Annotated in this window: 16 protein-coding genes; 6 read left to right on the top strand and 10 right to left on the bottom strand. The window is 75.8% G+C overall.

Annotation, left to right across the window (positions count from 1 at the left end; translation table 11 throughout):
* Nucleotides 1–9 precede the first annotated feature (9 nt).
* From IPL61_05630 to IPL61_05615, 4 genes are all read right to left on the bottom strand, one after another.
* Entirely contained in the window at nt 10–759 is a 750-nt protein-coding gene (locus tag IPL61_05630; GenBank protein ID MBK9030811.1) for a hypothetical protein, read from the bottom strand.
* Nucleotides 760–1,089: 330 nt separating this feature from the next.
* Nucleotides 1,090–2,676 carry an L-aspartate oxidase gene (nadB, locus tag IPL61_05625; protein ID MBK9030810.1) on the bottom strand — a complete coding sequence of 529 codons (1,587 nt, stop codon included), beginning with the start codon at nt 2,674–2,676 and terminating at the stop codon, nt 1,090–1,092.
* 65 nt (nt 2,677–2,741) lie between these two features.
* Nucleotides 2,742–4,106 (bottom strand): phenylacetate--CoA ligase family protein, encoded by a 1,365-nt coding sequence (locus IPL61_05620; GenBank protein MBK9030809.1) that lies wholly within the window; start codon nt 4,104–4,106, stop codon nt 2,742–2,744.
* 5 nt (nt 4,107–4,111) lie between these two features.
* The gene (locus IPL61_05615) at nt 4,112–5,851 is read right to left on the bottom strand and encodes a hypothetical protein (protein MBK9030808.1); all 1,740 of its coding nucleotides are present in this window, start codon (nt 5,849–5,851) and stop codon (nt 4,112–4,114) included.
* A gap of 41 nt (nt 5,852–5,892) precedes the next feature.
* On the opposite strand from IPL61_05615, the gene IPL61_05610 reads away from it, so the two are divergent.
* Both IPL61_05610 and IPL61_05605 read left to right on the top strand, forming a co-directional pair.
* Entirely contained in the window at nt 5,893–6,729 is an 837-nt protein-coding gene (locus IPL61_05610) for a methyltransferase domain-containing protein (protein ID MBK9030807.1), read from the top strand.
* 46 nt (nt 6,730–6,775) lie between these two features.
* On the top strand, nt 6,776–7,462 hold the full coding sequence (locus IPL61_05605; protein MBK9030806.1) for a lytic transglycosylase domain-containing protein: 687 nt from the start codon (nt 6,776–6,778) through the stop codon (nt 7,460–7,462).
* A gap of 16 nt (nt 7,463–7,478) precedes the next feature.
* Here IPL61_05605 and IPL61_05600 read toward each other — a convergent pair whose 3' ends face one another.
* From IPL61_05600 to IPL61_05585, 4 genes are all read right to left on the bottom strand, one after another.
* On the bottom strand, nt 7,479–8,354 hold the full coding sequence (locus tag IPL61_05600; GenBank protein MBK9030805.1) for a radical SAM protein: 876 nt from the start codon (nt 8,352–8,354) through the stop codon (nt 7,479–7,481).
* A gap of 52 nt (nt 8,355–8,406) precedes the next feature.
* The gene (locus tag IPL61_05595) at nt 8,407–9,846 is read right to left on the bottom strand and encodes a radical SAM protein (protein MBK9030804.1); all 1,440 of its coding nucleotides are present in this window, start codon (nt 9,844–9,846) and stop codon (nt 8,407–8,409) included.
* 128 nt (nt 9,847–9,974) lie between these two features.
* Entirely contained in the window at nt 9,975–10,835 is an 861-nt protein-coding gene (locus tag IPL61_05590) for a hypothetical protein (protein MBK9030803.1), read from the bottom strand.
* Nucleotides 10,836–10,939: 104 nt separating this feature from the next.
* A complete protein-coding gene (locus IPL61_05585; GenBank protein ID MBK9030802.1) occupies nt 10,940–13,135 on the bottom strand; it encodes a hypothetical protein in 2,196 nt (731 codons plus the stop codon).
* Between the two features lie 26 nt (nt 13,136–13,161).
* On the opposite strand from IPL61_05585, the gene IPL61_05580 reads away from it, so the two are divergent.
* Both IPL61_05580 and IPL61_05575 read left to right on the top strand, forming a co-directional pair.
* On the top strand, nt 13,162–14,790 hold the full coding sequence (locus IPL61_05580) for a CehA/McbA family metallohydrolase (protein ID MBK9030801.1): 1,629 nt from the start codon (nt 13,162–13,164) through the stop codon (nt 14,788–14,790).
* Entirely contained in the window at nt 14,787–16,970 is a 2,184-nt protein-coding gene (locus IPL61_05575) for a hypothetical protein (protein MBK9030800.1), read from the top strand. Before IPL61_05580 ends, IPL61_05575 begins: the two co-directional genes overlap by 4 nt.
* Before the next feature lie 62 nt (nt 16,971–17,032).
* Here IPL61_05575 and IPL61_05570 read toward each other — a convergent pair whose 3' ends face one another.
* Nucleotides 17,033–19,072, bottom strand: coding sequence for a sulfatase (locus IPL61_05570; GenBank protein ID MBK9030799.1), 2,040 nt, complete (start codon nt 19,070–19,072; stop codon nt 17,033–17,035).
* Between the two features lie 60 nt (nt 19,073–19,132).
* Between IPL61_05570 and IPL61_05565 the strand changes: the two genes are divergently transcribed.
* Both IPL61_05565 and IPL61_05560 read left to right on the top strand, forming a co-directional pair.
* On the top strand, nt 19,133–21,160 hold the full coding sequence (locus IPL61_05565; GenBank protein ID MBK9030798.1) for a hypothetical protein: 2,028 nt from the start codon (nt 19,133–19,135) through the stop codon (nt 21,158–21,160).
* On the top strand, nt 21,157–21,972 hold the full coding sequence (locus IPL61_05560; GenBank protein MBK9030797.1) for a hypothetical protein: 816 nt from the start codon (nt 21,157–21,159) through the stop codon (nt 21,970–21,972). Before IPL61_05565 ends, IPL61_05560 begins: the two co-directional genes overlap by 4 nt.
* Here the strand turns inward: IPL61_05560 and IPL61_05555 are convergent, their stop codons facing one another.
* On the bottom strand, nt 21,973–24,552 hold the full coding sequence (locus IPL61_05555; protein ID MBK9030796.1) for a PQQ-binding-like beta-propeller repeat protein: 2,580 nt from the start codon (nt 24,550–24,552) through the stop codon (nt 21,973–21,975).
* Nucleotides 24,553–24,652: the final 100 nt, after the last annotated feature.

Genomic DNA, 24,652 nt, shown 5'->3' with positions numbered 1-24,652 from the left:
GATCGCGGCTCAATCGAAGATGCCGCGCACGGGCTGATCGTCGTCGTCGTCCGACGAGGGGGCGTCCTTGGGCGCGAGCTGGATGTGGAGGTCGTCGATCAGCCACTCGTCGCCCTCCTTGCGCAGGACGATCCGGTAGCGCATGCCGCCCTCGTCCCAGCGCAGCTCGGCGCGGTCGGTGCCGATCTCCTCGATCGTGCCCTCGACCGTGCGCTCGAGGCCGGCCAGGAAGCCGTCGAGCTGGCGCATCAGGCCCTGGCGCCGACGCCGGGTCAGCGAGCGCAGGAAGGCGTTGAGGTCGTGGGCGCGGATCGCCTCGGCGAACATCCGCACGGCCTCGCGCGGCCGGGCGGCGCGCGTGCGCGACACCAGCGCCGCGTCGAGCCGCCACCGCCGCTGATCGCGGACCAGCGCGACGGCCTTGCCGTCGGCGAACGTGATCGTCGCGCGCTCGCCGGCGTCGGGATCGGCCAGGAGCGCCTCGCGCAGGCGCGCCACTTGCCACGCGCGCTCGGCGGCGCTCGCCTGCCACTGCAGCCGGAACTCCTCGAAGCTGACCCGGGTCCGCGCGTCCTTCGACAGGAGCGCGTAGGCCGCGGCGGGGTCGTCGCCGGCCAGCGCGTCGACGATCGCGGTCGCGCCCGAGCGGGCCGGGGCCGGGTTGCGCAGGCGGCCGGCGCAGCCCAGGCCGGCCACGCCGGCGAGCGCGAGGGCGCCCAGGGCGATCCGGATGCGCCGCGCGCGCGAGCCGATGACCATGCTCGTCGAAGATAGGCGATCCGGGTGCGGCGCGCACGCCGACCCGGTCGCCGAAAAAACAAACCGCCGAGGCGGAATGCCTCGGCGGCCCCTCGCAACGTTGTGGCCGTCCGTCAAGATAACGCTGCGAGGGTAACGCGCTCGGGTATTGCGACCGCGATGCCAGGTCGAGCGCGACGGTTGCCCGGCCTCGCGCGGTCGCGGCCTGGCCGCGGAAAGTCTTTCGATCTCATATTGTTACGATCTAGATCGGGCTGGCCGCGGGCGCCGATCCCGTGAACCGCGGTTGACTACCCTGGGTGTGAAACTGGCGGCGCCGTGGCGCGCCGGCTACGCCGCGGGGCCGTTGGTCAGCTGCAGCTCGGTGTCGCGCACGACCTCGGCCTTGGTCGGGTAGTCGACCGTGTAGTGCAGGCCGCGCGACTCCTTGCGCCGGCGCGCGCTCTCGATGATCAGGTGCGCGACCAGCGCGAGGTTGCGCAGCTCGATCATGTCGCTCGTGATCTTGAAGTTCCAGTAGTACTCGCGCAGCTCGTCGCGCAGGAGCTCGATGCGGCGGCGGGCGCGGTCGATGCGCTTGTCGGAGCGGACGATGCCGACGTACGACCACATGAACCGGCGGATCTCGTCCCAGTTGAGCGCGACGACGATCGCGTCGTTGGAGTCGGTGGCGTCGCCCGACTGCCACGGCGTGATGTGGCTGGGGCGGACCGCGACCGCGTCCTTGACGTGGGCGGCGGCGCGGCGGGCGTAGACCATGCCCTCGAGCAGCGAGTTCGACGCCAGCCGGCACGCGCCGTGGAGCCCGGTCCACGACACCTCGCCGATCGCGTACAGGTTCTTGACCGTGGTCTGGCCGACCTCGTCGACCTTGACCCCGCCGCACATGTAGTGCGCGGCCGGCACCACCGGGATCGGCTGGGTCGTGATGTCGATGCCGAGCGCCAGGCACCGCTCGGCGATGTTGGGGAAGCGGGCCCGCACGAAGTCGGGCTCGAGGTGGGTCATGTCGAGGAACACCGAGTCGGCGCCCGACTTCTTGAGCTCGTTGTCGATGGCGCGGGCGACGACGTCGCGCGGCCCCAGCTCGGCCCGCTCGTGGTAGCCGTCCATGAACCGCTCGCCGGTCGCCAGGCGCAGCTTGCCGCCCTCGCCGCGCAGCGCCTCGGAGATGAGGAAGCTCTTGGCCATCGGGTGGAACAGCACGGTCGGGTGGAACTGGACGAACTCGAGGTTCGAGACCACCGCGCCGAGCCGGTAGGCCATCGCGACGCCGTCGCCGGTCGCGACGTCGGGGTTGGACGTATAGACGTAGACCTTGCCGGCGCCGCCGGTGGCCAGGATCGTGGCGCGCGCGACGATCGTGTGGACGACGCCGGTGGCCTTCTCGAGCACGTAGGCGCCGAAGCACGCGGCGTCGCCGCCGTACTTGGCCATGCTCAGCAGGTCGACCGCGATGTGATCCTCGAGCATCGTGACGTTGGGGTGGGTGGTGACCGCGGCCAGGAGCGCGCGCTGGATCTCGCGGCCGCTGATGTCCTCGTGGTGGACCACGCGCCGGCGCGAGTGGCCGCCCTCGCGGGTCAGGTCGAGCTCGCCGGCGGCGTTGCGATCGAGCCGGGTGCCGAGCTCGAGCAGCTTGGCGACCGCGGCCGGGCCCTCGGCGATGATGCGCTCGACCGCCGCGCGGTCGCACAGGCCGTCGCCGACCGTGAGCGTGTCGGCGACGTGCTGCTCGAACGAGTCGTCGGGGGCCAGCACCGCGGCCACGCCGCCCTGGGCCCAGTTGGTGTTGGTGTCGATCGCGCTGCGCTTGGTGACGATCGTGACCCGGCCGTGTTCGGCGGCGTCGATCGCGAACGACAGCCCGGCGATGCCGGTACCGAGCACGAGGTAGTCGGTCTCCAGCTGCGCCATGTCCTGGACCATACCGAATCCGATGCGGGGCGAGGTCCGGCCGTCGCGGTTTTGTCGGGCGGCGGTCAGGCCGGCACGTGCGACACGAACTCCTCGAGCTTGCCGGCCGGGCTGCGCCCGAGCTCGGGGACCTCCTCGATCGCGATCGCGAACGGGTGCGCGAGCGCGCGCTGGAGCGCGGCGACCAGCGCGGCGCGCTCGGCGGGGGTCAGCGGGCCGGCCTCGGGGACGATCCTCAGGCGCAGGGCGTCGACGGTGTCCTGGACCAGCTGCAGCTCGCGGTAGCGCGCGGCGGCTCGACACGCGACCGTGAACACCGGCCAGGCGCGCCGGCCGTCGGGGTAGCTCACCAGGCCCCGGCGCCGCCCGACCACCCGCGTCAGCACCGGCAGGCCGCGCCCGCACGGGCACGGCGCGCCGACCTCGGCGTAGTCGCCGAGCTCGTAGCGGATGACCGGGGTCGCGAAGTTGTGGAGGTCGGTGACGACCACGCGGCCGGTCGCGCCGGGCGGGCACGGCTGACCGTCGTCGTCGAGGATCTCGACCCGCAGCCGCTCGGCGACGACGTGGTAGTGGGCGTGGTCGGGGCACTGCAGCGCGACGTAGCCGACCTCCTGCGCCGAGTAGGTGTCGACCACGGGCACGCCGAGGACCTCGGCGCACGCGGCGCGGGTGGCCGGCGCCAGCGCCTCGCTGATCGTCCGCACCTGCGCCAGCGACGGCAGGCGCTGGCCGGTCGCGGCCAGGCGCCGGACCACCGCGTCGAGCGCGCTCGGGTAGATCAGCAGGTAGGTGGGATCGGCGCGGACCAGCCACGCCACCTGCGCGTCGATCGTCGCGGCGATCGACAGGCGCGACAGCGGCGCGTCGGGCGCGAGCGGCGCGGTGGCCGGGCCCCAGCCGCGCGCGCGATCGCCGTCGGGGGGCGCGCCGCCGTCGGCGACGTGGCGGATCGCCGCGAGGTGCGCGGTCAGATCGCGCCGGTGCCAGGTGCGATCGCGCAGGGTGATCGCGTTCCAGAAGCTGGCCATCAGGTCGGTGGCGCGCAGGCGCACCGGCGCCCCGGTGGTGCGCGAGGTGAGCACGTCGTGGACCGCGCCGTGCTGGGCCGGGTAGGCGCGGCTCAGGAGCGCGTCGCCGGCCGCGACCAGCTCGGCGCGGGACGCGATCGGCACCCGCGCCCACGCGTCGGCGGTCGGCGCGGCGCCGGTGAACGCGCAGCCGGCGGCGGCGAACGTCGCCTGGTAGTGCGGCGAGGTCGCGGCGTGGCGCAGGAGCTCGGCGAGCTGCTGATCCTGGTGCGCGGCCAGGCGCGCGGGCGACCACCACTGGCTCTGGTCGAGCTGCCACGCCAGCGCCTGGACCCGCGCCGCGGCCGGGTCGGGGATGGCCGGCCACGCGACGCCGCGGAGGCTCGAGCGCGCCGGCACCGGCGTCAGAACAACGTCACCAGCGACACGTCGGTGGCGTCGCTGGCCTGATCGAGCGGGGGGCTGACCTTGCGCACGGCGCCGGGCGTGGTGACGTCGGCCAGGTACGCGTCGGAGAAGCTCGGCTGATCGTGATCGGCGCGGTACAGCACCCGGACCCCGTCGCGGGTGACGCGGTAGCCGCGGCCGATGCCCTCGTCGCTCGGCCCCAGCGCAGGGCTCAAGAGCGTCGGCGCGCCCGGCTGCGCGCCGGCCAGATCGACGTGGTACAGCGCCGGCGCGTACGCGGCCTCGGGCAGCGGCCCGAAGGTCTCCGGCTGGACGATGCCGCCCTCGGCCCCATCGGCGCCGCCGCGGAACGCCAGCGCGCGCTGGTCGGCGGTGATCGCGAAGTCGGTGGCCTCGTCGTCGGGGCCGGCCGGCGCCGGTGACAGCCCGGTCGGCGTCAGCGGGGTGGCGACCGCGACCCGGAACACCCGATCGTAGCCGGCCTCGGTCTGGCGGTAGTAGACGCGGGCGCCGTCGGCGGTGACCCGGAAGTCGGCGCGGACCGGGCCGGTGGTGCCGTCGACCAGCCGGGTCGCGTCGGCCACCGGCGCCAGCGGGGCGCGCCAGAGCGACGTCGCCAGGAACAGGTTGCCGCCGGTGAACACCACCGCGCTGCCGTCGGCGGTGAGCTGGTAGCTCTCGACCTGGCCCTCGGCGCCGTCGGCGTAGAGGATCTGCTGCGCGGCGCCGGGCGTCGTCGTCTCGACCACGTTGAGCGCGGTGCGGCCGGTGCTCGAGTCGTAGGCGCGATAGACGACGCGGCCGCCGTCGGCGCTCAGGCGCAGGTCCCAGACGCTGTCGACCGTCGACGGGTTGAGCTTGGTGCTCGCGCCCGGGGTCGCGGTCGACAGGTCGACGGTGTAGGCCTCGTTGAGCTCGTCGGTGTCCTGATCGGCGACGTAGGCGGCGCGCCCGCCGTCGGCCGAGAGCGCGAACACCGACGACACCTCGCCGCCGGCGGTCAGCGCGCCGTCGACCTTGACCGCGGCGCCCGGGCTGGCGACGGTGGCCGCGTACAGATCGATCACGTCGTCGACGTCGGCGTCGGCGCGGTAGAGCACCTTGCGGCCGTCGGCGCTGACCACGAAGCCGGGCAGCACGTCGCCGCCGGCGACCAGCGGCCCCGACAGCCGGGTCCAGGCGCCGCCGCGCGCCGATACCAGGAACAGCTCGAACACGTCCTCGGTCTGGGCCGCCAGCACCAGCACCCGACCGTCGGGCAGGATCGCGTGGTCGAGGACGCGGCCGCCGGCGAACATCGTCGTGTTCAGGCGGGTCAGCGCGAACGTGCGGTCCTGGAGCACGAACGCGTCGCGGTCGACGGTGCGGTCGAGGTAGCTGGTCTGCAGCACCGCGAGCGGCTCGGCGCAGTCACCGGTGACGCAGTCGCCGTCGGCGCTGCACGCGACGCCGCAGGCGCCGCAGTGGGCGGTCGAGGTCTGGGTGTCGACGCAGACGTCGCCGCAGGCCTGGGTCGGCGGCGTGCAGTCGAGCGTCTGGGTGCAGGTGCCGGCGACGCAGGTCTCGCCCGAGACGCAGCCGTGGCCGCAGGTCCCGCAGTTGGTCGGGTCGAGCATCAGATCGACGCAGGTCGTGCCGCACACCATCAGCGTGCAGGTCTCGTCGTTCTCGCACGCCGGGAGCAGCGCGAGCAGCGCGGGCAGGGCGATGCCCGTGGCGAAGGTAGTGCGACGCATGGCGGGGGACCTCGCGCGCAGCATATCCTGCCGGGCGGGCCATGCGCGATGAACCGCCTCGCGGAGACGATCACTGGCCGCGCCACGCCCGGCAGTGGGCGCAGGTCGGCGCGCCGCTCCGGCCGGGGCCGGACGACGTGGCGCTGGTCGAGCGCGAGGTCGCGGCGTGGCGTGGCGCGACCGCGCGCGCGCCGCGGGCGCTGGTCCTCGGCGTGACGCCCGAGCTGGTGACCGCGGCGTGGCCCGCGGGCACGACGCTGGTCGCCCTCGAGCGATCGGCGTCGGTGATCGGGTCGATCTATCCGGCGGCCACGGCGCCCGCGGGCGCGGCCGCGGCCCAGGCCGACTGGCGGGCCCTGCCGGTCGGCGGCGGCGCGATCGATCTGGTGGTCGGCGACGGCGCGCTGTCGACCCTGGCGTTCCCGGCGGACTACCGCGTGCTGGTGGCGGAGGTAGCGCGGGCGCTGGCCCCGGGCGGGCGGCTGGTCGTGCGCCTGTTCACGGCGCCCGAGCCCTGCGAGCGGTTGGCGGAGGTCGCGGCGGCGCTGGCGGGCGGCGCCATCGGCAGCTTCCACGCGCTCAAGTGGCGCGTGGCGATGGCGATCCAGCCGGCGCACCGCAACGTCGCCGTGGCCGAGATCGGCCGCGCGGTCGAGGCGCTGGTGCCCGATCGCGCGGCGCTGGCGGCGCGCACCGGCTGGCCCCGGGCGGTGATCGACGGCATCGACGCCTACCGGGGCTCGACCTTGACCTACTCGTTCCCGACCCTGGCGGAGGTGCGCGCGGTCGTGGGCGAGCGGCTCGAGCTCCTCGGCGCCCACGCCCCTGGCTACGAGCTGGGCGACCGGTGCCCGACCGTGGCCTGGGGCGCGCGGTAGGCGATTTTTGCGGCGGCGGTCGGCGGCTGCTACGATTTTTCTCCCCATGGCCCGCCGTCGTCGTCGTCGCTCCCGCCGCCCGTCGCGCCGCCTGGCCGTGGTGCTCGCGGTGGTCGCGGCGCTGATCGTCGGCACCGCCGCCGCCGACATCTACTCGTACACCGACGGCGACGGCGTCGTGCACTTCACCAACATCAAGCCGCGGGGCGGTCGCTGGAAGAAGCTCATCGACGCGACGCCCGAGCGTGGCTCGAAGGCGTCGGTCGAGCGCGGCGGCTGCGCGCGGTGCGACGCGGTGCCGGCCAGGGACCGCTCGCCCGAGCGGTTCCGTCGCTACGACGAGCACATCTACGAGGCGGCGGCGCTGTACCGCCTGCCGGTGCCGCTGGTGCGCGCGATCATCAAGGTCGAGAGCGACTACGATCCCAACGTCGTGTCGGCGGTCGGCGCCAAGGGCCTGATGCAGCTGATGCCGGCGGTCGAGGGCGACATGCGCGTCGCCAGCGTGTTCGAGGCCCGCGACAACATCATGGGCGGCACCCGGCTCCTGCGGATCCTCGCCAACAAGTTCGATGGCGATCTCGTGCTGACGATCGCGGCCTACCACGCCGGCGCTGGCGCCGTGAGCAAGTACGGCAACCAGGTGCCGCCGTACACCCGCACGCGCCAGTACGTGAAGATGGTGCTCGACCGCTACTACGAGTACAAGGCGCGCGAGGCCGCGCCGCGCTGACGCGGTCGGTCCCTGCTCACAACCCACGCGCGTGCTCGGGGCGCAGCGGCAGCTCGCCGGCCAGCGCGCGATCGATCGCGGCGGCGAGGGCGGCGCCGTCGCGCGGCAGGCGGCCGCCGACCGGCAGGTAGTTCGACGCGTGGTTGGTGCGGAACAGCGCGTCGGTCGGGCGGGCCTCGGCCACGAACGTGCGCAGCTCGCGCAAGAGGCCGTCGACCGTCGGCAGCTCGAACCGACCGCGGGTCGCGAGCGTGGCCAGCGGCGTCGTCGGCACGATCGTCAGGGTCAGCGCGGCCAGGTAGTGCGGGTCCATCGCGGTCGCGAGCGCCGCCGAGGCCGCGGCGTGCTCGGCCGAGCGCGCGACCCCGCCGGCGCCGAGCAAGAAGATCGCCGACACCTCGAGCCCGGCGGCGCGGGCGCGCTGGGCCGCGGTGACGTGCTCGGCCGCGGTGGCGCCCTTGGCGATCCGGCGCAGCGTGTCGTCGTCGCCGGACTCGGGGCCGATGTAGACCAGCGCCAGCCCGAGCCCGCGCAGCTCGGCCAGCTCGGCGTCGGTCTTGCCGGCGACGTTGCCGGCGGTGGCGTAGCAGCTGACCCGGCGCAGGCGCGGGAACAGCGCCCGGCAGGTCGCGAGGAGCGGCCGCCAGTGATCCATCGGCAGCACCAGCGCGTCGCCGTCGGCGACGAAGACCTTGTCGACCTGATCGCCGACGGCGCCCCCGGCGCCGCGCAGATCGGCCAGGGTCTCGTCGAGCGCGCGCACCGCGAACCGCGGCTTGTCGCGGTACATGTCGCAGTAGGTGCAGTGGTTCCACGAGCAGCCGATCGTGGCCTGGACGATCAGGGCGTCGGCCTCGGACGGGGGGCGGTAGACCTTGCCGACGTAGCGCACGCGTCGTGGATCGCCCCGATCCGCGGCCGACGCAAGGGCCGCGGGCGCGCCCTCAATCGGGCAGGGCCCGGACCAGGCCCCGGCGCAGGCGCTCGGTCAGCACGCCGGCCTCGCCGTCGACGCGCAGGGCCTCGCCCGCGCGCCCGCGCGCGCGCAGCCGGGCCGCGACCGCGGTCAGCCCGGCGACTGCGGCGCGCATCGCCGCCGGGTCGCACAGGATGCTCGCGTGGTTGCGATCGCCCATCGGCAGCATGAACCGCACCGCGACGTCGTCGGCCTCGGCCAGCGCGGCGAACGCCTCGAGCTCGTGCACGTTGCCGCGGAGCAGCACCATGCTGTAGGTGATCGCGACCGGGTTGCGGTGGGCGCGGTGCGCGGCGAGCAGCGCGTCGAGGTGCGCGCGCACGCGCGCCAGCGGGAGGCCGCGGTTGACCGCGGCGTAGGTCGCGGCGGTGGCGGCGTTGAGGCTGACGGTGACGTGACCGAGGCGGACGTGGCGGTAGCGCGCCAGCTCGGTCGGCGTCAGGTACGAGCCGTTGGTCGTGAGCGCGACCTCGACGTGGGGCGCGGTCGCCAGGAGCGGCCCGGCCAGGACCTCGCGCAGCACCGGCGACGCCAGCGGCTCGCCGCCGAGCACCTCGAGGCGGTTGAGCCCGGGCAAGAGCGGCGCCAGCGCGGCGTAGAACGCCGCCGGCAGCTCGTCGGCGAGCGAGCCGAGCTCGCCGTGGCTGCACATCAAGCAGTCGTAGTTGCAGTAGCTCGTCGCCGAGCACACCAGCTCGAGCGGCGTGGTCGGCGGATCGTCGTCGCCGTCGAGGATCGCGGTGACGGCGCCGATCTGGTTGGCCAGGAACGCCGGTGGGCCGCCGCGGACGATCATGCCCGCGAGCGTGTCGGAGCGCCCGACCAGGCGCGGGCAGGTCGCGCGGCAGGTCGACGGCGGCCGCGGCGCGGCCAGCGCGCGCCGGAACTCGCGCAGGTGCGGCGACCGCCACAAGGTCAGCGGATCGGCGTGGCCGAGCGCGGGCGCGGCCTGGAAGTCGGCGCAGCACGGCCCGTATTGATCGCGGCGGCCGTACTCGAGCCGGGTCCACGGCGCGACGCAGGCCCGCCGCGCCAGCGCCTCGGCGGGCAGCAGGTCGACGAGCGCGCGCGTCGCCCACGGATCGTCGCCGAGCGCGCGGATGGCGTCGGGCCAGGACGTCGGCGCGGCCGCTTCGTCGAGCACCGCGGGCCACGCCGGCGCCAGCCGGGTCGCCAGCGCCGCGCCGACCGCGGCGAACCCGGCGAACGGCAGCGCGGTCGCGCGGTAGGTCAGGGCCGGCAGCGCGGCGAACGGGCCGCGGCGTGTCACCGTCCTGGTGAGCGCGAACGCGAGCGGCTGGCCACCGGCCAGCTCGACGGTGACGATGGCCTCGCCCGCCGCGCGCGCGATCGCGACGACGCGGCCGCCGCCGACGTCGTCGCCGACCGAGATCGGACCCAGGCGCACTCCCGCAGCGTAGCGCAGGCGCGACGGGAGCGAGCCGCGCGATCAGATCCGGGCGCGCGCGTCCTGGCGAGGATCGTGGCGCGCGACCGCGGTGGCGCGCGCGACGCGCGCACGGCGGCGGCGGTCGGTCAGCGCCGGCCCGGCGCCCGCAGGCGGTCGAGCTCGAGGTTGAGCGCGGTCGCGATCGCGCGGGCGCCCGGCGTCTCGGTGAACACCGGCCGGGCCCGGTCGTCGGCGACGACCACGACCACGTCGTCGCCCGGGCCCGGGGCGAGGAACCGATCGATCGCCGCCAGCGGCAGCGCGCCCGCGGCGCCGCCGCCGGCCCAGCGCAGGCCGCGCCGGTCGAGGGTGGCGCGGCGCCGGTAGCGCTGGCCGAGGTGCAGCACCACCGCGCCGACGGCGCCGACCAGCGCGGCCTGGACGCCCGCGCCGATCGCCGCGTCCACCGGGCTGCCGAGCGCGCGCGCCAGCGCGGCCGCGCCGAGCGCGATCCCCGCGACGCCGGCGACCAGCGCGCGGCTCGATCGGCGCGGCCCCAGCGCGAGCGCGTCGTCGGGCATGCGCGTCGCGATCCAGCCGGGCGGCACCAGCGCCGTCGCGGGCTCGGCCGCGGCGAGCCGCGGCAGCGCCAGCTCCTCGGACAGGAGCCGCGCCATCGCCGCCACCGACGGCGGCGAGCCGCGGGCCAGCGCCACGCGCGCGCCGGCCACCGCGACCAGCGCCCACCGCCCGTCGGCCGCGGCCGCGCACCCCAGCGCGGTCACGTCGGCGCGCGCCACCGTCGTGAGCCCGATGAGGTCGCGGTCGGTCACCGTCACCGCGGGCCGCGGATCGGTCGCGTCGACCGCGCGGACCTCGAGCACGGTCATCGGGCGGGGCGCGCCGGCCTGGCGGAACGGACCGTCGGCGATCGGCCCGGCGCCCTCGGTGCGCCGGGTCAGCCACAGGAGCGCCGAGGGCTGCGCGGTCGGTTGCGTCGCCGGCACCTGTGCGTCCGCGCGCGCGCACGCGGGGCAGCGGCCGCGCCCGGTGGCGTCAAGATCCATCGTCGGGATCTCGCCGCCGCACACGGGGCACACGCCGGCCATGGCTACTTGCCGGCGAGGGCCCGGGCGGTGGCGGCCAGCATCGGCGCCGCCGACACCGGCGCGCCGGTCGCGCCGGTCATCCAGGTGTCGGGCAGGATCGCGCCCTGGTGGACGACGCGGGTGAACTCGGTCGCGAACGTGCGGGCGTCCTTGCCGGCGAGGTGCTCCTCGAGCTGGAACGCGATCAGGTGGCCGAGCACGTAGTTGAACAGGTACAGCGGCGACGAGATCGTGTGCGAGTAGATGCCGAGCAGCGAGGTCTCGCCGGCGCCGCCGAGCACCGGCGCGTAGTACTGGTCCCAGGTCGCGCGGGCGATGCGCACGGTGGCGTCGCGCAGCTCGGCGGCGGTGGCGTCGGGGTGGTCGTACAGCCAGTGCCAGACGTCGATCTCGACCAGCGCCGAGCCGGCGATCTCCCAGGTGTTCCAGAAGTGATCGAGCACGCGGCTGCGCTCGGCGGCGGCGTCGGGCGCGGGCTTGCCGAGGAGCTGCAGGTCGCGGGCCTGGAACAGGAACGCCAGCGCCTCGGTGAACGCGGTGTTGGGCACGCCGGCCAGGAGCGTGTGATCGATCTCGTACAGCGACAGGTACTGCTCGACGTTGTGGCCGAGCTCGTGGACCGCGATGTTGTAGCCCTTGTAGTCCATGCCGCCCTGCTCGACCCGCGTGCGCAGGTGCGGCAGATCCTGGCGCCAGCGCGCCTCCATGGCGTGGCCGGCGCCGCGCGACGGATCGACCGCGATGTGCGCGGCGATGACCTTGGCGTCGGCCGGCTTCCAGCCGAGCTTGGTCAGGATCCGCGGCAGGTCGGCCTTGAACGCCGCCGGCGTCGGGTAGCGCTTGCGGGTCTCCTGGTCGAGCGTGGCCTCGGGCACGGCCCCGCCGCCGAACTCGTACCAGAGGTCCTGGGGCCCGAGCGGGCGGCCCAGCCGGCGCTCGATCTCGGCGGCGGCCAGCGCGACGTTGGGCGACGATAGGAGCTCGACGATCAGCGCGCGGACCCGCGGCTCGGGCATCTCGGCGGCGGCGAACGCGCGCGCGAGGTGGGTCGGGGCGGTGGGCGCGTAGCGATCGATCGCGCGCTTGGCGGCGAGGTGGTTGATGACCTGCTGGAACCGGGCGTCGGGCTCGGGCGCGGTCGCCGGCGTCGACGGGCGATCGACCGGCGCGTCGGCCTCGAGCTCGGCGGCCGGCGTGGCGGTCACCTCGTTCGTGACCGGGTTCCAGTCGAGGCGCGGGTTGTCGATCACCGCCGCCGGGATGGTCTGGGTGACGATGCGCTCCATGACCGCGACGATCGTGCGCTGCTTGACCAGCGCGTCGGCGTCGGCGTAGTTGGCCTTGAGCTCGTCGCGCAGGTTCCAGTGGCTGATCAGCCGCTTGCCCTTGGGGAAGTGGCGCTGGCCGTCGTCGGAGACGACGTGGTGCATCCAGATGTTGTAGCCGGCGATGTAGGCGTCGGCGGCGGCCTCGGCGGCGCTGGCGGCGGCGGCGACGTCGCCGGGGACGCGCGCGTCGAACCGGCCGGTCAGGCGGACCTCGGCCCACTGCCGGCGGCTGTAGCCCGCGGCGTCGCGCAGGCGATCGTCGAGCGTGGTCAGCGGGAAGTTGAGCAGCGCCACGAACGCGACCTTGGTCGCGAACAGATCGTCGGTGACGTGGGCGGTGGGATCGACCGCGGCGAGGAGCTCGTCGACCGGCAGCATCGGGCCGGTGTCGACGTCGGCGTGCCAGCGCAGCGAGCGCCCGAGCTGGTTGGTCAGGCCGTCGACGTGCTCGAGGCGATCCTCGAGGCGCGCGAACAGCGCGTCGATCTCGGCCGGGCTGGCCGCGAACTGCGCGGTGACGAACTCGACGAGGTCGCCGTCGCTGGCGCGCCACAGGCTGGCGACCTGATCGACGCCGCGGTCGATGCGGGCGCCAGCGTCGGGGTGGGCGGCGCGCAGGGCCGCCTTCGCGGCCGCGACGGTGGCGGCGTCGACCGGGCGATCGACGTCGACGGTGGGCGTCGGCGTCGGCGTCGGCGTCGGCGTCGGATCCGGGAGCTCGGGCGGGGACGGCGTCGGCGTGGGCGTCGGCGCGAGCGGGGCGCGGGCCGGGCACGCGCACAGGGCCGCGAGGGCCGGGATCAGGAGTCGGGCGGTGGAGCGCAGCACCGGCGCATCCTGGCGCGCCGGCCCCAGCCGCGCAATCGCCACGACCGCGCGTGGTACAACGCGCCGTCGTGGGGCGCCCACCGTCCGAGCTGCCGCGAGGTCCATCGCCGGGCGCGTCGTCGTCGAGGCGCGGCCGCGTCGCGCCGGTCGTCGTGGCGCTCGCGGCCGCGGCGGTGGTCGGCGGCTGTCGCAAGCAGGCGCGGCCGCTGGCAGCCGCGACCTTGACCCTGCGCATCACCGACGGCCTCGGCGGCCCGCCGGTCGCGGCCCGGGTGTTGTTCTGGGACGGCGACGCGCCGCTGCCGATGGGCCGGGCCGAGCTCTACGGCGGCGTGCGCCAGGCCACGGGCAGCTGCCAGCTGGGCCCGCGCGCGATCGGCACCGTCGCCGGCGTGCTGGTGCCCGACGGGGTCGCGACCTTGCCGGTCGGCGGCGGCGACGACTGCGAGCCGTCGCCGGCGCTGCCGCTCGGGCGCTACCGCGTGACCGCGTGGCGCGACTTCGAGCACGAGCTCTGGGACGGCGAGGTCACGCTCGCGGCCGGCGCCGCGGCCCGGCTCGACATCGCGCTCGAGCGGGCGTGGCAGGTCGACGGCGCGCTGGTCGCGGACCTGCACGTCCACGCCGCGCGCTCGAACGACTCGGGCGTGCCCGACACCCTGCGGGCGATGAGCCAGGCCTGCGCCGGCATCGCGGTCACGGCGCTGTCCGATCACGCGTCGAACGGCGATCTCGACGCCGCGATCACGGCGGCCGGGCTCGACGGCGTGCTGGCGTCGATCGCGTCCAACGAGCTGGGCAGCGACGGCGTGCACCTGGGCGTGTACCCGGTGCCGGTCGCGCCCGGGCCGCGCGGCGGCAGCCCCGACGCCGCGGCCCTGGCGGCGATGGATCCGGCGGCGCTGATGGCCTGGGGCCGGGCCCAGCCGGGCCGACCGATCGTGCAGGTCAACCACCCGCGCTTCCGCATGTACGCGCTGTTCGACAACGCCGGCTGGGACGGCGTGCGCTGGCCGCCGCCGTTCCCGCTCGACTTCGACGCGGTCGAGGTGCTGGCCGGGCACACCGCGTTCAACGCGCCCGGCGATCGTCGCAGCGATCAGGGGGTGCGCGACTTCTACGCGCTGATCGCCCACGGCGCCTGGGTCACCGGCGTCGGCACCAGCGACACCCACCACCTGAACGGCGTCCTCGACGGCGTCGCGCGCACCTACGTGCTCTACGACGACCCGCGCGCGGCCACGGTCGCGCCGTTCGACGAGGCGGCGTTCGTGGCCCAGGTGCGGGCCCGCCGCGCGGTCGCGACCACCGGCCCGTGGCTCGACGTCGAGGTCGTCGACGTCGCCGGCGGCGCCAGCGCCGGGCCCGGCCAGACCGTGATCGCGGCCAGCGGCCGGGTGCGGATCGACGTCGAGCTGGCCCAGGCGCGGCACGTCCACACCGACGCGATCCGGGTGATCGTCGGCGGCGTGGTGGTGCGGACCGAGCCGGTGCCCCGCGGCGTGCGCCGCCACCGCCTGACGCTCGAGGTGCCGATCACCGGCCCGACCTGGATCGGCGTCGACGCCGGCGGCGACGAGCCGCTGCCGACCTGGCTGACCGGCACCTACCAGGTCGAGAAGCACCGCCCCGGCGTGGTGCCGTTCGCGATCATCAACCCGATCCGGGTGGCGCTGCCCGCGGCGGCCGCGCCGTGATCGAGCGCGTCGTCGCCTGGCTGGCGCGCGGCTTCGTCGCGGTGGTGGCGCTGGCGTGCGCGGTCGGGCTGGCGCTGGGCGCGCGCGGGTTGATCGGCGACGCGGTCGGCCCGGCGCTGCGCGGCGGCCGCGGGCTCGCGGTGGCGCTGGCCGTGATCGCGGGCGCGGTGGCGGCGGCGCGCGGCTGGTCGCCGGCGCGGGTGCTGGCGTGGCCGCCGCGGCGGTGGTTCGTCGGCGCCGCGGTGATCGTCGCGCTCGGCACCGGGGTGTGGGCCCACCACGCGATCGCCCGGGGCGTGCCCGACGTGCCCGACGAGCTCGGCTACCTGCACACCGCGCGGACGTTCGCGCACGGCGAGCTGATCGCGCCGTCGCCGCCGGCGACCGAGTTCTTCTACGTGTCGTGGGGCGTCCACGATCACGACCAGTGGTACGCGGTGTTCCCGCCCGGCTACGGCGCGCTGCTCGCGGTCGGTGAGGTCGCCGGCGCGCCGGGCTGGATCAACCCGATCCTGGGCGCGGCGCTGGTGCTGGTGCTGTTCCTGCTGGCCGAGGATCTGCTCGGCCGCGACGGCGTCGGCGCGCGGGTGGTGGTGCTCCTGTACCTGGCGTCGTGGTTCCGGCTGATGAACGCGGCCAGCTTCATGGCCCACCCGACCGCGGCGCTGGCGGCGGCGCTGGCGGTGCTGGGCCTCATGCGCGGCGTCGCCGGGGCGACCGAACACCGCGCGCGCTGGGCCGGCGCTGGCGGCGCGGCGCTGGCGTTCCTGGGCGCGACCCGGCAGCTCGACGCGGTGGTGATCGCCGCGGCGCTGGTGCCGGTGTTGGGGCTGGCGCTGGCGCGCGGGCGGGTGGTCGCCGCGCGGCGGCTGGCGCTGGCGATCGCGTGCGCGCTGCCGATCGCCGGCGCGTACCTGCTCTACAACCGCGCGCTCACCGGCGACGCGTTCTTGCCGCCGCAGCAGCGCTACATGCAGCTGAAGGAGCGGCGCGGCGACTGCTTCCGGATCGGCTTCGGGCCCGGCGTCGGCGAGTGCCCGATCACCCAGGGCACGAGCTTCGGGCCCAAGGGCTTCGCGCCCAAGCACGCGGTGGCCAACAGCAAGAAGCGCCTCGACGCGTGGGTGCGCTACTCGTTCGGGTGGACGCCGCTGGCGCTGTTGCCGGTGCTGGGCCTGCTGGGCGCGGCGGTGCGGGGCGGCGCCCGCGCGCGCGGCCTGGCGCTGGTCGGCGGCGTGTTCGTGGCCACCGTCGTCGGCTACGGCCTGTTCTTCTATCACGGCGTGATCTACGGGGCGCGCTTCTACTACCTGGCGTGGCCGATCGCGCTCATCGCCAGCGCCGCCGCGGTCGTCGATCTGGGCGCGCTCCTGGCGCGGGTGCCGCGGCCGCGGGTGGCGGCGGCGCTGGCCGGCGCGCTGGCGGCGGCGTTGCCGGCGGTGCTGGTCACCGGCATGATCGCCAGCTGGCCCGCGGTGCGCGCCCACGCCGGCAAGCGCCCGCGCACCGGCGGCGGCACGATGGTCGCCGCGCTCGAGGCGCCGGCCCTGCGCGACGCGCTGGTGTTCGTCGACTCGATGACCCTGCCGGCGACGGTGTTGTTCGACCCGGTCGAGCTCCGTCACAACCGGCCGCTGGTGGTCAAGGACCTGGGCGACGCCGCCGACGCCGGCTTCGCGCGCCTGTACCCCGAGCGGCGGCCGCTGCGCATGCAGGGGACGCGGTTCGTGCCGCTCGAGTTCGCGCCCGACGCGCCGATGCGCCACGAGGCCGGCGCGCTGTACCCGCTCGACGACGCCCGCGGCGGGTTCGGCGATCGCGCGCCCGGGCCGGCGGTCGGCGGCGTGACCTTGTCGGGCGGCGAGGCGCTGCGGTTCGCGATCGACCGACCGGGCGCGCGGTTCTCGCTGCCGGTGTGGGCGCTCGCGGCCGACGCCGGGCCGATGACGCTCGACCTGGCGATCGTCGACCACCCGGGCAGCCCGGCGATCGACGTCACCGTCGACGGCGTCGTCGTGGCGCGCGCGCTGGCCACCGCGGGCCCGACCTGGGCGATCACCTCGCACCCGATCGCGGTCGAGCTGACCCCGGGCCGCCACCGGATCGGCTTCCGCATGCCGACCGCGCGCAAGGGCGAGGTCCTGGCGATCGACTACGTCGAGCTGCGCCCGCGGCGGTGACGGTCACTGCCAGAACGGCGACGCGGATGACCGTCACGGCCAGCCCGGCGACGCCCTGACCGTCACTGCCAGAACGGCGACGCCCGGTCGCGGGCGCGCTGGGCCTCGAGCTCGCCCTGCATCCGGCGCAGCTCGGCCGGCGAGGTCGCGGCCCGATCGGCCAGCTCGCGCGGATCGCTGCCGAGATCGTAGAGCTCGTCCTTGCCACCGAGCGTGCGGATCAGCTTCCAGCGGCCGACCACCAGCGCCAGCCGGCCGGTGCGCATGAACCGATCGACGATCATCGCGGCGTAGGCGCGGCCCGCGGCGGGATCGGGCGCGCGGGCGCCGGTCACCAGATCGTCGAGGGGGCGGCCGTCGAACCACGGGTGCGGCAGCGGCTCGAACCCGGCCAAGGCCAGGATCGTCGGCGCGAGATCGAGCAGGCTGACGGCCTCGTCGACCCGCCGGACCGCGACGCCGGGGCCGGCGATGATCAGCGGCACCTGCACCTGCGAGTTGTAGAGATCGCTCGAGTGGAACGGCTGGCCGTGATCGCCGAGGGCCTCGCTGTGGTCGCCGGTGACGATCACGATCGGCTGGCGCTCGGGCGGCAGCGCGGCGATCGCCTCGGCCAGCCGCCCGACCGAGGCGTCGACCCGGCCGAGCGCGTCGTCGTAGAGCCGCCGGTGCTCGGGCCGCATGTCGGGATCGCCGCCGGCCCACTCGTGCAGCTCGATGAAGTGCAGCCACGCGAACAGCGGCGGATCGTCGGCCGGCCGCGCGGCCAGGCGCTGCGCCAGCGCCGCCACCAGCGCGTCGGCGTCGTGCTCGATGACCAGCTCGCCGAAACCGCCCTCGAGGCCGGTCGGGCGGGTCGCGCTCCAGAACCCCTCGCAGCAGAACAGCCCGACCGTGCGGTAGCCGCCGGCGCGCAGCCGCTCGGCGATCGTGATGTGGCGCGGGTCGAGGCGCAGCGCCCAGCCGGCGACCCGGCCGCGCACGCGGGTCGCGGCGACGCCGGTCGCCAGCGCCGGCAGCGATCGGCGCGTGACGTTGGACGGCGCCAGCGCCAGATCGAAGATCGTGCCGCGCGCGGCCAGCCCGGCCAAGGCCGGCGTCGACACCGGCCCGCCGTAGGCGGCGAGGCGATCGGGCCGGAACGTGTCGATCGTGAGCAGGATGATGTCGCGCCGCGGCGCGCCCGGGCGCGGGGTCGGGCGCAGCGCCGCCGCCGGCACCGCCGCGCGGACCTTGCGGATGTTGACGACGACGTCGATCGCCAGCGCGCCGAAGCCGTCGTTGCCCCACAGCCCGAGCAAGAGCGTCGGGCGCGCCAGCCGGGCCCAGGTCGCGCTGGCGCCGAGGCCCAGCGCCAGCACCAGCGCGGTCGCGGTCACCGCGGCCTGGCCCGGGCGCGGCAGCCGGCCCCAGCTCAGGTGCACGGCCGCGAGCACCGCCAGCGCGACGACCACGAACCCGGCGCCGTCGAGCGCGAGCGTCCGGATCAGCGGCCGCACCACGATCAGCCAGGCCGCGGCGGCGGCGGCGGCCAGCACCAGCGCGGTGCCGAGCAGGACCACGGTCGGCGTCAGCGTCGGTCGGCCCCGGCGACGGGCCCGCCAGGCCTCGAGCGCGGCCAGGGCGCGGCCCAGCCCGGCCGCGATCGGCACGGTCGCGATCGCGATGATCGCGACCGCCGCGACCATCACCAGCGGGAACAGCACGCTGATCGTGCGCGGCTTCCACGCGGTCGCGCGCGCCAGCACGATCACCGTCTGGTGGGTCGCGACCGCCACCAGCGCCAGCCCGAGCCCGCCGCCGAGCAGCCACCCGGCCAGGCGCGGCGCCGCGCCGTCGGCGTCGGTCAGCCGGGCGATCAGCGCCCGCGGCCGCCAGGTCGCGACCGCGGCGCGCACCGCCAGCGCCAGCGCCAGCAGCACCGGCGCGGCGAGGGCGACCGCGAAGCCGGCGGTGACCGCGATCCGGGTCGGGCCATCGGCGTAGGTCGCGGCGTCGATCAGCCCGGCGATCGCCGCGGCGGCCAGGGTCGCGATCAGCGACGGCGCCAGCCAGCGCAGGATCCGACGAGCCCGGCTCTCGGCGCCGGCACGAGACGACATCGCCCGCATACTACGCGACCGCGCGGCCCGGCGCCTGCGCCGCTGGAGTAGGATGCGCGCGTGACCGCGCTGGTGCCCCCGCGACGATCGCGCGCGCGCCGGGCTGCGTGCTGGCTCACCGGCCTCGGCGTCGGCCTGGGCCGCGGGCCGCGCGCGCTGGTGGCCGCCGCGTTCCTCCTGATCGCGCTGATGTACGGCTGCAACAAGGACATGGGCGGCGATCCCAAGACCCCGCGCGGCGACGGCGTGTACCGCCCGGTGCTGGCCCGCGGCGACGGCCACCTGATGTTCCTGATGGCGCGGTCGCTGGCCTACGACGGCGACCTCCGGTTCGAGAACGACCTGGGCCGGTTCGGCGATCCCTTCCGTCCGCCCGAGGGCTGGACCTCGCGTCCGACGATCCCGCACCCGATCGGCCCGCCGCTGGTGTGGGTCCCGCTCTTGTGGACCGCCCAGGGCACGGCGGTGGTCGCCAACCAGCTCGGCGCCGGCATCGAGCTCCACGGCTACACGCTCTGGCACCAGCGCATCGTGTTCGCGTCGAGCGCGCTGGCGGCGATGATCGCGATCGGCCTCGGCGTGCTGCTGGCGCGCCGGCTGCTCGGCGGCCGCTGGGGGCCCGCCTACGCGGGCGCCGCGATCCTGCTGGGCACGTCGATCACGTACTACGCGACGTTCATGCCCAGCTACAGCCACGCCCTCGACGCCGCCGGCGCCGCCGGGTTCCTGACGGCGTGGGCGCTGACGCTGGGGCGCTGGGACCGCCGGCGGGTGCTGCTGCTCGGCGGGCTGCTCGGCGTCGCCGCGCTGATGCGCACGCAGGAGCTGGGGCTGGGCGTCGTCGTCGCGTTCGAGGTCGCGCTGACGCTGCTGGCGGCGCCGCCCGAGGGCGCGCCGCCGTGGCAGTGGCGCGCGCGGGTCGTCGGGAGCGCGGCGCTGATGGCGCTGGTCGCGCTGATCGTGCTGATCCCGCAGGCCGCGGCCTGGAACGACATGTTCGGCAAGTGGACCTCGCTGCCCCAGGGCGCGACCTTCACCCGCCCCGGGCACCCGATGGTGCTCGAGCTGCTGTTCGCGTCGCGCAACGGCTGGCTCTCGACCCACCCGCTGGCCTACGCCGGCGCGCTCGGGCTGGTGGTGCTGGCGTGGCGCGGGCCGCGCGTCCACGCCCAGGCGCGCGTGGTCGCGCTCGGGCTGCTCGCGGCGCTGGCGCTGCAGGTGTACCTGAACTCGATCATCCTCGACTGGTGGGCCCAGGCCAGCTTCGGCCAGCGGCGGCTGTGCTCGATGACGATGCCGCTCGTGGTCGGGCTCGCGACCTGGCTGCACCTCGGCGCGACCCTGGTGCGGCGGCTGCGGTGGCCGCGCGCGCTCGCCCACGGCGCGGTCGTCGTCGGGGTCGGCTGGTTCGTGTGGTGGAACCTGGCGCTGGTGTGGCCGCTGCACGGCGGCCGTCCGGCGCAGTACGGGACCGGCCCGTCGTGTTGCCGGCGGGTCCCGCGGCCGCTGCGCACGATCGCGACGCCGGTCTACCGCGCGGTCGGCAACCCGTTCGCGCTGCCGGCGACGGCGTGGTTCGCGTGGCGCCACGACGTACCGCTCCAGACCTGGGATCGCGTCGTCGGCGCCTACCCGTGGGTGCCGGGCCTCGAGTACACGCGCGCCACGCTGCACGGCCAGGCGGAGACCTGGCGGATCGGCAGCCCGCGCCAGGACGAGTTCGCGATCCACGGCTTCGCGCCCGGACAGGCGGCGTTCGGCGGCGTCCGCTGGACGATCGCTCCGCGCGCCACGTTCCTGGTCCCCAACATCATCCCCGAGCCGCTGGTGGTGTCGCTGTGGCTCAAGCCCAACCTCGCCCCGGGCGCGGCGACCAAGGCGGTGATCGTGCGGTGGAACGGCCGGGTCGTCGCCGACCGCTCGCTCGAGCAGGCCACGAACCTGACCTGGACCATCGCCGGCGACGTCGGCATCAACGAGCTGACCATCGAGGCCGCGATCGATCCGCCGAGCGCCGAGGCCACCGCCTACGCCGCGACCGGGCCGGTCGGCGTGGCGGTCGGCGAGCTGCGGTTCACCGGCGAGTGACGCGACGCGCGCGGACCAGATCGGCGGCGGCGGTCACGTTCGGGACCGCCGCGGCGACGTCGGCGCGGGGCCCGCGCGCGCTGGCGCTGGGGTGCCTGCTGGTGGCCGGCTGCGAGTCGTTCACCCCGCCGCCGCTGGCGCCGCACGTCGACGACACGGTGCCGCTGCCGCGCGGCACGGTCATGGTCGAGCTGGTCTACACCGAGGCCACGGCCGGGCGGGCCATCGAGCTGCGGCCCACCTGGCAGGCGACGCCGGACGTCCGCGGCGGCGTGGGCCTGACGCTGGCCGTGGCCCACGCGGAAAGCGAGGACAGCCAGTGGCAGTTCGTCGGCATGCACCTGCGCGCTGCCCGCGGGTTCGCGACCTGGAACCCGGCCGGCATCCGCTGGGGCACGGTCACGGGCGGGGTCGGCTACGGCGCCGCCGACACCGGCCTTCGCTACCTGACGGTCGACGGTGGCGTGGCGGCGGCGTCGGGCACGCGCCCGATCGCCGGCGGCGGCGCGGTGTGGTTCGGCGCGTCGATGCCGGTGGTCGCGGGCGAGGGCTGGTTCGCCAACCATCCGCGGCCGCCCCAGCCGCACGAGCACACCGACTTCCCGTTGTTCAGCTGGGATCTCACCGAGCCCGCGCCGAAGCACCCGGCGCCTGATCGCACGACCCGCTGGTTCGGCGTCGAGCTGGTCGGCGTCGCCGAATGGGGCGCCCAGCCCCAACGGCTGGGGCTCGCGCTCGGGTTGCTGGGCGGCGACGGCGACGCCGGTTACCTGCAGGCCGCGCTCGGGTACGGGTACGGGATCTCGCCGTAGTCACCGGCGACGGCGACGCCGCAAGAGCGCGGCCACCACGAGCAGCCCCGCGCCGGCGCTGACCGGGCCGTCGCGATCGCCGGTCGAGCAGCAGCCGCCGGCCTCGCTCGGGAGCGGCGCCTCGCACGGCGCCAGCGTCGTCGGCACCGCCGCCGCGCCGCTGGCGAGCGCGTGGACGCTGCCGTCGTAGGTGGCGACGACGAGGTAGCCGCCGGCCGCGGCGATCGCGCTGGCGATCGGCGCGCCGAGGTCGACCGAGAAGCGCTCGCGGCCGTCGGCGGCGTCGAGCGCGACCAGCGCGCCGTCGGGCCGGCCGAGCCACACGCGATCGCCGGTGACGACCGGGCTGGCGACGAAGCCGGCCTGGCTCGAGCGGTAGTGGGCGAAGTTGAGCGGGCCCGGCGGCGTCGCGTAACGCCACAGCACCGCGCCGGTCGTCGCGTCGAGCGCGACCAGATCGTCCCACTGCGTCGGCACGAACACCTTGCCGTCGGCCACCGCCGGCGCCGCGGTCACGCTGTAGCCCCAGTCGAAGCCGCCGTCGGTCGTGCTCGTGGTCCACAGCACCTGGCCCGTCGCCAGCTCGGCGGCCGAGGCCTCGCCGCGGGCGTTGACCATGTACACCGTGGCGCCGTCGATGACCGGCGTGGCGTTGATCGCGACGGTGGCGCCGCCGGTGTTGGCCCACAGCGGTGCGCCGGTGGTCGCGCGCCAGCCGGTCAGGCCGTCGTCGCGGTTGAACGCGACCAGCGCGGTGTCGTCGGCGACCGCGATCGCCGCGAGCGTGCCGAGCCAGGGGTAGCCGGGCGCGCGATCGCGGTTCCACAGCTCGGCGCCGGTGGCGAGCTCGATCGCCGCCAGCTTGCCCTGGACCGCGACGTAGACCGTGCCGTCGCTGATCGTCGGCGCGGCCCACAGGGCCGACTCGAGCATCGGCAGGCCCTCGGCGACGTCGAAGGTCCAGCGCGGGGCGCCGTCGGCCAGCGCGACCGCGTGGACCTCGCCGTTGCCGAGGCCGACCACGACCGTGCCGTCGGCGATCGCCGGCGCGTTCGAGGGCGGGTACGGGGTCTGGTAGCGCCAGCGGACGGCGCCGGTCACGAGGTCGAGCGCGACCAGGCCGCCGCGCTCGCCGCTGGCGCGGTCCGCGACGCTGACCACGACCGTGCCGTCGGCGACCACGGGCGAGCCCAGCGCGATGCTGCCGCCGACCGCGGTGGTCCAGCGCGCGACCACCGGCGGGGCGATGGCCTGCTGCTGCCGCCCGAGGTGGGTCGGGCCGCCGCCGAGCTGCGGCCACGCGCCCACGATCGGGGTCGGATCGGCCGGCGCGCAGACGTCGAAGCGGACCTGCTTGTCGACGGTGCGGCCCGCCGGCGTGGTGGCGGTGAGCGCGAGCGCGTGGGTGCCCGGCGCCAGCGCGCCGACGGTGGCGCGGTAGGTCCAGCCGCCGACCGGCGTCAGCGTCAGCGTCGGCCCGCAGTCGATCGACGCGGTCACCTCGGCGACGCTGGCGTCGAGCGCGGCGGCCGCCAGCAGCTCGAAGCCGTCGGCGGGCGCGCACGAGCCGGGGCTGGGCGCGACCAGGCCGAGGTGTGGCTCGATCAGGCGCTCGCGGTGGACGACCGTCGGCGTGTCGCCCTCGAAGGTGACGACCCGGTAGCCGGCCGGCGACGAGTCGATGCCGCCCATCACCAGGGTCTGCGTGCCCCACTCGACCAGGCCGGTGCGCTCGACCTTGCGGTTGGCGTGCCAGTGGCCGGTGAACAGGTAGTCGACGCCGAGCGCGGCGAGCTGATCGGCGACCTCGTCCTTGGGCGAGCCGTGGCCCAGGCCGATCACGATCATCGCCGGATCGACCAGCGCGAGATCAGCGGCGAAGAACGCCACCTGGGTCGGCTCGGACAGGTTGGCGTCCCAGACCACGACGTGCAGGTTGCCGACGTCGAAGCTGTAGTTGTCGGGGCCGAAGTACCGGCGGTAGGTGCCGCCGCCGTCGTACCAGTCGTGGTTGCCGGCCACCGGCACCCACGGCACCGTCACGCCGGCCAGCGCCGCCTGGACCCGCTCGAACTGATCGGGCGCGTTGCCCTGGGTGATGTCGCCGACGATCGTGAAGAACCGCGGCGGCGTCGGCAGCGAGATCGCCTGGTCGATCGCGTCGGCGAGGTCGCCGCCGTCCCAGGGATCGGTCGCGGCGATCGTGTTGGTGTGCGAGTCGGCCGCGACCACGAAGGTCAGCGGCGCCGCGGCCTCGGCCGCCGTCAGCGGGATCAGCGGCAGGTCCAGGTCGGGGCCGTCGGCCGCCCGCCACACCGGCCCGGGCCGGAAGCCGTCGGGCACACGCACCCACACGAAGCCGGTCGCGGCGGCGACGTCGAGGCGATAGCTGCCGTCCGCGTCGGTGGTCGTGAACACGCCGCGCTCGAGCGCGACCACGGCCCCGGCCACGCCGGGCTCGTCGGGCTGGCGCTCGTGGTCGCCGTTGGTGTCGACGTAGACCTTGCCGGTCAGCGTGGCGGCGCACGCGGCGCCCGACAGCGCCGACAGCGTGGCTATCGTCAGGACGGCGCGTCGCATCTCCCCCCAGTGTGGGACAATTCCAGCGAGCTGTCGCGGGGGATGTCGGCCGGACGTGCCGCGTCCTGCCATCAAGTCCCAGGCAACCGTTCGCGCGACC

It is taken from the genome of Myxococcales bacterium (genome assembly GCA_016717005.1).
Lineage (GTDB): Bacteria > Myxococcota_A > Polyangia > Haliangiales > Haliangiaceae > UBA2376.
This window is presented reverse-complemented; position numbering and strand designations above follow the sequence as displayed.